Origin of the sequence: Streptomyces sp. Isolate_45, assembly GCF_024721315.2 — a bacterium.
GTDB lineage: Bacteria > Actinomycetota > Actinomycetes > Streptomycetales > Streptomycetaceae > Streptomyces.
Genome location: NZ_JANFAK020000240.1, coordinates 1 through 9,051 on the forward strand (window position 1 = coordinate 1; position 9,051 = coordinate 9,051).

Genomic DNA, 9,051 nt, shown 5'->3' on the forward strand with positions numbered 1-9,051 from the left:
CCCCCCCCCCCCCCCCCCCCCCCCCCCCCCCCCCCCCCCCCCCCCCCCCCCCCCCCCCCCCCCCCCCCCCCCCCCGTGCTCGCCCGACGCACACGCGCACCTGCGTGCGTGCGTGCCGACGGCGACTGCCTACTTGGCGGCGTTCAGGATCTCGCGCGCCAGCTTCGCGGTCTCGGTCGGCGTCTTGCCGACCTTGACGCCCGCGGCTTCGAGGGCTTCCTTCTTGGCCTGTGCGGTGCCGGAAGAACCCGAGACGATGGCGCCGGCGTGGCCCATGGTCTTGCCCTCGGGGGCGGTGAAGCCCGCGACGTAACCGACGACCGGCTTGGTGACGTTCTTCGCGATGAAGTCCGCCGCGCGCTCTTCGGCGTCGCCGCCGATCTCGCCGATCATGACGATGAGCTCGGTGTCCGGGTCGGCCTCGAAGGCCTCCAGGGCGTCGATGTGCGTGGTGCCGATGACCGGGTCGCCACCGATGCCGACGGCGGAGGTGAAGCCGATGTCGCGCAGCTCGTACATCATCTGGTAGGTCAGCGTGCCCGACTTGGACACGAGACCGATCTTGCCGGGCTTGGTGATGTCGCCCGGGATGATGCCGGCGTTGGACTGGCCGGGGGTGATCAGACCCGGGCAGTTCGGGCCGATGATCCGGGTCTTGTTGCCCTTGGCGGTCGCGTACGCCCAGAAGGCGGCGGAGTCGTGCACCGCGATGCCCTCGGTGATGACGACGGCCAGCGGGATCTCGGCGTCGATGGCCTCGACGACGGCGGCCTTGGCGAAGGCCGGCGGGACGAAGAGGACGGAGACGTTGGCGCCCGTCTTCTCCATCGCCTCGGCGACGGAACCGAAGACCGGTACCTCGGTGCCGTCGAAGTCGACGGTGGTGCCGGCCTTGCGCGGGTTCACGCCGCCGACGATGTTGCTGCCGTCAGCCAGCATCAGCTTGGTGTGCTTCATGCCCGTGGCACCGGTCATGCCCTGGACGATGACCTTGCTGTCCTTGTTGAGGAAGATAGCCATGTGAGTCTGTGACCTCTGCCCTTACTTCGCAGCCGCGAGCTCGGCGGCCTTGTCGGCCGCGCCGTCCATGGTGTCCACGCGCTGAACCAGCGGGTGGTTGGCGTCCGACAGGATCTTGCGACCCAGCTCGGCGTTGTTGCCGTCGAGGCGGACGACCAGCGGCTTGGTGACCGCCTCGCCCTTGTCCTCGAGCAGCTGGAGCGCCTGGACGATGCCGTTGGCGACCTCGTCGCACGCGGTGATGCCACCGAAGACGTTGACGAACACGGACTTGACGTCCGGGTCGCCGAGGATGATCTCCAGGCCGTTCGCCATGACGGCGGCGGAGGCGCCACCGCCGATGTCGAGGAAGTTGGCGGGCTTGACGCCACCGCCATTCACCGACCGGTACGCCTCGCCGGCGTAGGCGACGACGTCGAGGGTGCTCATCACGAGACCCGCGCCGTTGCCGATGATGCCGACCTCACCGTCGAGCTTGACGTAGTTGAGGTTCTTCGCCTTGGCGGCGGCCTCCAGCGGGTTCGCGGCCGCGTGGTCCACGAACTCCTCGTGGCCCGGCTGGCGGAACTCGGCGTTCTCGTCGAGCGAGACCTTGCCGTCGAGCGCGATGATGTCGCCGTTGGCGACCTTCGCGAGCGGGTTGACCTCGACGAGGAGCGCGTCCTCGGCGATGAAGGTCGCCCACAGGGTCACGAGGACCTCGGCGACCTTCTCGGCGACCTCGGCCGGGAACTTCGCCAGGGCGACGATCTCGCGGGCCTTCTCGATCGTGACGCCCTCGTTGGCGTTGACCGGGACCTTCGCGAGGGCCTCGGGGGTCTTCTCCGCGACCTCCTCGATGTCCATGCCGCCCTGCACCGAGGCCATGGCCAGGAAGGTGCGGTTGGTCCGGTCGAGGAGGTACGAGACGTAGTACTCCTCGAGGATCTCGGGAGCGGTCTCGGCGATCATCACCTTGTGGACCGTGTGGCCCTTGATGTCCATGCCCAGGATGTCCGTCGCACGGGCGACGGCCTCGTCCGGGGTGGCGGCGAGCTTGACGCCGCCGGCCTTGCCGCGGCCGCCGACCTTCACCTGCGCCTTGACTACCGACTTGCCGCCCAGCTTCTCGGTGGCCTCGCGAGCCGCCTCAGGCGTGTCGATGACTTCACCGGCCAGCACCGGTACACCGTGCTTGGCGAAGAGGTCCCTCGCCTGGTACTCGAACAGGTCCACGCGCGTCCGTCCCTTGTCTTCAAAGATTCGCAGTGATTCGCGGTTGTCTGCTATCTGCGTGGGCGTGCCGCGGAGGGCAACGTGACGGCGCTGTCACAAGGAAGGCGCACACGGTGACCGTGGACGCGGCATGTCCGTCCCGCAGGTTATCCCCGTGGGCCGTGGGTCCCTAAATCGCAGATCACACCTGAGCGGTGATACCTGTCACAGATCGCCTCACGGTTGAACTGCATCTTCGTGTGATCTGCCGATTTACGACCGCACGGTGCGCGACCGCGCCCGGCCCCGTCAGGGCACCGGCAGGGGTCGCTTCTCCAGCGCCGCCGCCATCACATCCGGGAACAGGTCGGGGGTGCACGCGAAGGCGGGCGCCCCGAGGGCCGCGAGCGCCGCCGCGTGCTCGCGGTCGTAGGCGGGGGCACCTTCGTCGGAGAGGGCGAGCAGGGTCACGAACTCCACCCCGGCGCCCTTCATCGCGGCGACCCGCTTGAGCATCTCGTCGCGTATGCCGCCCTCGTAGAGGTCACTGATCAGGACGACCACCGTGTCGGCGGGCCGAGTGATCTTCGACTGGCAGTAGGCCAGCGCCCGGTTGATGTCGGTGCCGCCGCCCAACTGGGTGCCGAAGAGCACGTCGACGGGATCGTCGAGCCGGTCGGTCAGATCGACGACCGCGGTGTCGAAGACGACCAGCCGCGTCGAGATCGACCGCATGGAGGCGAGGACCGCGCCGAAGACGGAGGCGTAGACGACGGACGCCGCCATCGAGCCCGACTGGTCGATGCAGAGGACGACCTCCTTCTTCACCGACTGCGAGGCCCGGCCGTGACCGACGAGCCGCTCCGGGACGATCGTGCGGTACTCGGGCAGGTAGTTCTTGAGGTTGGCCCGGATCGTCCGGTCCCAGTCGATGTCGTGGTGCCGGGGCCGGTTGGTCCGCGCGGACCGGTCCAGGGCGCCCGTGAGCGTGGCCCGGGTCCGGGTCGCGAGACGCTTCTCCAACTGCTCGACCACCTTGCGGACGACGGCCCGGGCCGTCTCCTTCGTGGTGTCCGGCATCGCCTTGTTGAGCGAGAGCAGGGTGCCGACCAGGTGGACGTCCGGCTCGACGGCCTCCAGCATCTCCGGCTCCAGCAGCAACGAGGCCAGCCCCAGCCGCTCGATCGCGTCCCGCTGCATGACCTGCACCACCGGGGCCGGGAAGTACGTACGGATGTCCCCGAGCCAGCGCGCCACGTTCGGCGCGCTGCCGCCGAGGCCCGCGGACCGCTCCCCCGAACTCCTGCGCGCGCCGCCGGAGCCGCCGCCGTAGAGCGCTCCCAGTGCGGCGTCCATCGCCGCGTCCTGTCCGGCCAGGGTGTGGCCGGTGCCGTCGGCCTCGCCACCGCCGAGCACCATCCGCCACCGCCGCAGCCGCTCCGCGTCGCCGCCGGTGGCCACGCCCCCGCCCGTCCCCGCCGGACTCTCCGTCGCCCTCATGTCCCCGTCCCCTCCCGCTCGTTTCCCACTCGTCCCCACCCGCACCGCACCTCGCCTCCGGAAGCGCTCGCCCCCACCGGCTCCGGGGCCGGCTCCGGCGCCGTGTCGGCCGCCGGCGCGGACAGCAGCAGTCGGACCAGGGCGGCCGCCGCGTCCGCCCGGACCGGGTCCGGTTCCGGGGCGAAGCCCGCCGGGGCACCGCCCGGTGCGGCGGCCCCGGCCCGGCCGCCCGGCCCGCGCCGGACCAACTCGCCCAGGGTCCGTTTCACCCCCGGCTCGTACGCCCCGAACGTCCGCCGCAGCAAGGGCAGTACGTCGATGAAGGCGCCCTCCGGCACCGACACCAGCCAGGCGTCGATCAGGCCCAGCAGCCGGTCGTCGTGGACCAGCAGCGTGCCGCCGCCCGCGCTCCCGCCGGCGAAGCCCTCGATCCAGCCCGCCGCGTCGGCCGGGGCGGACGCCGGGGACAGGGCGAGGCCCATGAGCCGCGCCGTCTCCCCGGCCGCGAGCCGCCCGTCGTCCAGCAGCAGCCGCGCGGCCCGGCCGCGTATCAGCCCGGGCGCGCCCTCCCGCCCGGCCAGCCCCCGCAGTACCGCCGACCAGCGCTCGCGCAGCCCCCCGGCCTCCTCCGCGTCCGCCAGCAGGGCGACCGCCCCGTGCACGCCGTCCACGTGACCGCGCATTTCCGCCGCCCCTTCGGCGTCCAGCCCGGCCCCGCAGGCGGGCGGCAGCGCCACGCAGATCCGCTCGGCCAGCCCCGCGGCGACCGTGCCCAGCGCCGCCGCGTCCGTCCCCCGCACGTCCCCGTACCGCAGCGAACGGGCCAGCGCCGGCAGCGCCTTGGCCAGGCCCGCCACATCGGTGGCGAGCGCCGCCCGGTCGGCGAGCGCCCGCAGCACCGCCGGCAGGGCCTGCGACAGCCCGGCCAGCAGGCACCGCTCGGCCAGCGCCGTGACCTCGCCCAGTTCCCCGGCCCCGGCGGCGTCGGCCTCGGCCTTGGCGGTGGCCGCCCCCAGGACGGTGGTGCCCCAGATCCCGGCCTCGGCGACCCGTACCGACAGCTCGGGCTCCCAGCACAGCCGCCAGGTCTCCCGGAAGGTTCCGGTACTGCTCCGGGAGGCGATGGGCACCCCCCAGTCGATCCCGAGCAGCCGCAGCCGGTGCAGCAACAGCGACTTGGCGGCGTCGGTGTCCTTGCGCAGGTCGAGTTCCAGCTCGCGCTGCCGCGCCTCGGCCTTGAGCCGCAGCGAGCGCAGGCTGCGGGTGAGGTCCCGCTGGAGCGGTACGACCGGCGCCGCGTCCGGGACCTCGCCGAGGACGTCCCCGACCACGAGCCGGTCCTCGACGAGAGCGAGCGGCACGTCGGAGCCGTCGCACATGACAGCCCGGACCGCCTCCAGGGTCTCGGTGAGCCCCGGGAGCGGGCGTCCGCGCACGGCGGCCAGGGTCCCGGCCAGCCGGACGGCCTCGATGACGTGGGCGGAGGAGACCTGGAAGTCCTCCTCCCGCAGCAGCCCGGCGACCTTGGTCAGCCACCGCTCGACGGGCCGGTCGCGGGCCGCGAAGAGGTGCGCGTACCAGCCGGGCGAGGTGATGCCCGCCCCGTACCCGCCGGCCCGGGCGAGCCGGCGGTGGGTCCAGGGCACCCAGGTGGTCTCCACCTTCACCTTGGGCAGGCCGGTCAGCAGCGCCTTGTCCGCGGTCGCCGTCGTCCTGGCGGCCAGCGCCGGGACGTGCCAGGCCCCGCAGACCACGGCGTAGTCGTCGCCGAACTCCCTGCGGGCGGCCCGCATCCGCTGCCTCATGTGCGCCTCGCGGACCAGGTCGCGCGGGTGGCCGCCGTCCCCGTAGGCCTCGCGCAGGACCCCCATGGCCTCCGCGAGGGCCTCGAAGGCGGCGAGCGGGTCACCGCCCGACCCGCCGTCGCGGTGCTCGACGACGTCCTCCCACCAGCGTTCGGGGTCGTCGTACCCGGCGGCCCCGGCCAGCGCCCCGAGCGGGTCCAGGCGGACGTCCCCCGTCCGCTCGATGTCGCCCCCGGCGTCCGGTTCCTGCCCGGACCACGCGGCCGGGTCCCGCACGGCGAGCGTCTGCGCGGCCGGCAGGTCGATGAAGCGCACCGGCACGTCCCGGGCCTGCGCCCACCGGATGGCGACCCACTCCGGGGAGAAGCCTGCCAGCGGCCAGAACGCGGCCCGCCCCGGATCGTCGGCGACGTGCGCGAGCAGGGCGACGGGCGGACGCATCCCGGGCTCCGCCGCCAGCGGCAGCAGCGCGTCCCCCTCGGGCGGGCCCTCGATCAGCACGGCCCGCGGCCGCGCCGCGTCGAGCGCGGCCCGTACCGCCCGGGCGGAGCCCGGCCCGTGATGACGGACGCCCAGCAGCAGCGGCCCCTCGGCGGCCGGGCTCATGCCGAGACCTCCCGGCAGGCGCGGTAGAAGTCCTTCCAGCCGTCCCGCTCGCGGACCACGGTCTCCAGGTACTCCTGCCAGACGACCCGGTCGGCGGCCGGGTCGCGGACGACGGCGCCCATGATCCCGGCGGCCACGTCGGAGGGGCGCAGGACGCCGTCCCCGAAGTGGGCGGCGAGGGCGAGCCCGCCGGTGACGACGGAGATGGCCTCGGCGGTGGACAGGGTCCCGCTGGGCGATTTCACCTTCGTCCGGCCGTCGCCCGTGATGCCGTCCCGCAGCTCGCGGAAGACGGTGACGACGCGGCGGATCTCCTCCAGGCCCTCGGGCGCGGCGGGCAGGTCGAGCGAGCGGCCCATCTGGTCGACGCGGCGGGCGACGATGTCGACCTCGGCGTCGGCGGTGGCGGGCAGCGGCAGGACCACGGTGTTGAAGCGCCGGCGCAGCGCGCTGGACAGCTCGTTGACGCCGCGGTCGCGGTCGTTGGCGGTGGCGATGAGGTTGAAGCCGCGGACGGCCTGAACTTCCTGGCCGAGCTCCGGTATCGGGAGCGTCTTCTCGGACAGGACGGTGATGAGAGTGTCCTGGACGTCGGCGGGGATGCGGGTGAGTTCCTCGACGCGGGCTGTCATGCCGTCGGCCATGGCCCGCATGACTGGGCTGGGGACGAGGGCTTCGCGGCTCGGCCCGTGGGCGAGGAGGCGGGCGTAGTTCCAGCCGTAGCGGATGGCTTCCTCGGGGGTGCCGGCGGTGCCCTGGACCAGGAGGGTGGAGTCCCCGCTGACGGCGGCGGCCAGGTGTTCGGAGACCCAGGTCTTGGCGGTTCCGGGGACTCCGAGGAGGAGCAGGGCGCGGTCGGTGGCGAGGGTGGTGACGGCCACTTCGACGATGCGGCGCGGGCCGACGTACTTGGGCGTGATGACGGTGCCGTCGTCGAGCGTGCCGCCCAGCAGGTAGGTCGCCACGGCCCACGGGGAGAGCTTCCAACGGGTGGGCCGGGGCCGGTCGTCGGCTGCTGCGAGGGCTTTCAGTTCGTGTGCGAAGGCGTCCTCGGCGTGCGGTCGCAGTGCTTCTGCGGGGCTCTCGTTCTCGGTCGTGGTCATGGTCCCCCTCCAAGGCTCCGCAGCCACTTCCGGCTGCTTCACCCAAGGTGCACCATGCCACTGACAACACCCCCTGTTCATGGTGTTGTTGCAGGTCAGAGCGATTGTCAGTGGGGGTCCCTACGGTTGTTCCCATGACTGAGCAGGGGGTTCGCTGGACGGCGGAACAGGTACTGGCTCTGGCTCCTGACGATGCGTCGCGCAAGGCGGGGGGCAGGTTGGGCGGGGCGGGTCCGTGGTCTCAGACCGGAGGTTCCGCTTCCGGTGCGGTGTGGGGGTTGTGCAAGGGCAGCGGCAGCAAGCCGTACCGAACGGTCGTGGACCTGACGGGCCCGGCGTACAAGTGCTCCTGCCCGAGCCGGAAGTTCCCGTGCAAGCACGCGCTGGGACTGCTGCTGCTGTGGGCGGAGGAGGGAGCGGGGGATCCGGTCGAGGCACCGGACTGGGCGGGGGAATGGCTGGCGGAGCGGGCGGCGAAGGCCGCCCGGCCGGCGGCCGCGGCGACCGGACCGGTGGACGAGGAGGGGGCGAGGCGCCGCGCGCTGCGGCGGGCGGAACGGATCGGCGCGGGGGTCACCGAGCTGGAACAGCGGCTCGTGGACCTGTTGCGCGGCGGCCTGGCGGGCCAGGAGCAGACGGGATACGCGCCGTGGGAGGAGGCGGCGGCCCGGATGGTCGACGCGCAGGCTCCGGGACTGGCCTCCCGCGTAAGGGAGTTGGGGACAATACCCGGTTGCGGCCCGGGCTGGCCCGCCCGGATGCTTGAGGAGTTCGCGCTGCTGCACCTGCTGGACAGGGCCTGGCTGGGGGTGTCCGGGCTGCCGGAGCCGCTGGCCGCGACCGTCCGGAGCCGGGTGGGGCTGCCGTCCTCGGGGGAGGGCGAAACCGTACGGGACCACTGGCTCGTCCTGGCCCAGTACGACTCGGCGTCCCCGGACGGCCGGCTCACCACCCGCCGGACATGGCTGCACGGGGCAGCGAGCGGGCGTCCGGCCCTGGTACTGGATTTCGGGCCGCCCGGCCGACCGCCGGGACCGGCCCTGCCCGTCGGACTGGTGCTGGAGGCGGAAGCCCGTTTCCGGCCCGGCTCGGCGGGGCTGCGGGCCGACCTCGGGGAACGGTTCGCGGCAGCCGTACCGGCCACCCGGGTTCCGGCCGGGGTGGGACCGGAGGAGGCGCTGGCCGCCTACGGGAACGCGCTGGCACAGGACCCGTGGCTGGAGTCGTGGCCGGTGGTACTGGGTCCGGTGATCCCGATACCGGGGGAACCGGGTGACGCGGGTTGGCAGCTCGCGGACGCCGAAGGGGCGTCCGCGCTGCCGGTGAACCTCGCGGCGGGCCGTTCGCGGTCGGGCCTGTGGCAACTGGCAGCCCTCTCGGGCGGCGGTCCCGTCACGGTGTTCGGCGAGTGCGGTCACCGCGGGTTCACGCCGCTGACGGCATGGCATCCGCAGGGGGCGGAGCCGGTCGCCCTCGGGTGACGCCGGGCGGGAAGCGGGGAGCGACGGCGCGGGGGCGCCGTCGTGAGGAAACGAGTAAGCCGGGGGGCTTTGATGAACGACAACCACGCGAGCTGAGGCACTGACCGATCCGAACACGGACGCTCCGGTCCCGCGGAGGGGGCGGGACCGGAGCACGGAACACTAAGAGGGAGGGGTCCGATGAACGGCACGGCCGAGGCGGACGAGAGGAACACCGTGGCACCGGAGGCCTGGGAGGAACTGGTCGCCGCCGCGCTGCTCGGGACCGAGCGGCGCGGCGGCGCACCGCGGGCCCTGCTCGACGCGGCGGCCGTGCAGACCTTGCGCCAGATCGGAGAGCAA

General features: G+C 73.2%; 6 protein-coding genes. 1 reads left to right on the top strand and 5 read right to left on the bottom strand.

The window, feature by feature from the left end; translation table 11 throughout:
* Positions 1 to 129: 129 nt before the first annotated feature.
* From sucD to NOD94_RS38350, 5 genes are all read right to left on the bottom strand, one after another.
* Positions 130 to 1,020 (bottom strand): succinate--CoA ligase subunit alpha, encoded by an 891-nt coding sequence (gene sucD, locus NOD94_RS38330; protein WP_281210873.1) that lies wholly within the window; start codon positions 1,018 to 1,020, stop codon positions 130 to 132.
* A 21-nt stretch (positions 1,021 to 1,041) separates the two neighbouring features.
* The gene (sucC, locus tag NOD94_RS38335; protein ID WP_281210874.1) at positions 1,042 to 2,235 is read right to left on the bottom strand and encodes an ADP-forming succinate--CoA ligase subunit beta; all 1,194 of its coding nucleotides are present in this window, start codon (positions 2,233 to 2,235) and stop codon (positions 1,042 to 1,044) included.
* Between the two features lie 288 nt (positions 2,236 to 2,523).
* Positions 2,524 to 3,714: a VWA domain-containing protein gene (locus NOD94_RS38340; RefSeq protein ID WP_281210875.1), complete on the bottom strand. Its 1,191-nt coding sequence runs from the start codon at positions 3,712 to 3,714 to the stop codon at positions 2,524 to 2,526.
* On the bottom strand, positions 3,711 to 6,125 hold the full coding sequence (locus tag NOD94_RS38345) for a DUF5682 family protein (RefSeq protein WP_281210876.1): 2,415 nt from the start codon (positions 6,123 to 6,125) through the stop codon (positions 3,711 to 3,713). Before NOD94_RS38345 ends, NOD94_RS38340 begins: the two co-directional genes overlap by 4 nt.
* Complete coding sequence (locus NOD94_RS38350) at positions 6,122 to 7,228, bottom strand: AAA family ATPase (protein WP_281210877.1); 1,107 nt, start codon at positions 7,226 to 7,228, stop codon at positions 6,122 to 6,124. Before NOD94_RS38350 ends, NOD94_RS38345 begins: the two co-directional genes overlap by 4 nt.
* 134 nt (positions 7,229 to 7,362) lie before the next feature.
* Between NOD94_RS38350 and NOD94_RS38355 the strand changes: the two genes are divergently transcribed.
* On the top strand, positions 7,363 to 8,709 hold the full coding sequence (locus tag NOD94_RS38355; RefSeq protein ID WP_281210878.1) for an SWIM zinc finger family protein: 1,347 nt from the start codon (positions 7,363 to 7,365) through the stop codon (positions 8,707 to 8,709).
* The last annotated feature ends 342 nt before the right edge of the window (positions 8,710 to 9,051 follow it).

What these genes read in the sequence shown, in the direction of transcription:
- NOD94_RS38355 (WP_281210878.1), top strand. Translation starts at nt 7,363, where the DNA reads ATGACTGAGCAGGGGGTTCGCTGGACGGCGGAACAGGTACTGGCTCTG.
- sucD (WP_281210873.1), bottom strand. Translation starts at nt 1,020, where the DNA reads ATGGCTATCTTCCTCAACAAGGACAGCAAGGTCATCGTCCAGGGCATG.
- NOD94_RS38345 (WP_281210876.1), bottom strand. Translation starts at nt 6,125, where the DNA reads ATGAGCCCGGCCGCCGAGGGGCCGCTGCTGCTGGGCGTCCGTCATCAC.
- NOD94_RS38340 (WP_281210875.1), bottom strand. Translation starts at nt 3,714, where the DNA reads ATGAGGGCGACGGAGAGTCCGGCGGGGACGGGCGGGGGCGTGGCCACC.
- NOD94_RS38350 (WP_281210877.1), bottom strand. Translation starts at nt 7,228, where the DNA reads ATGACCACGACCGAGAACGAGAGCCCCGCAGAAGCACTGCGACCGCAC.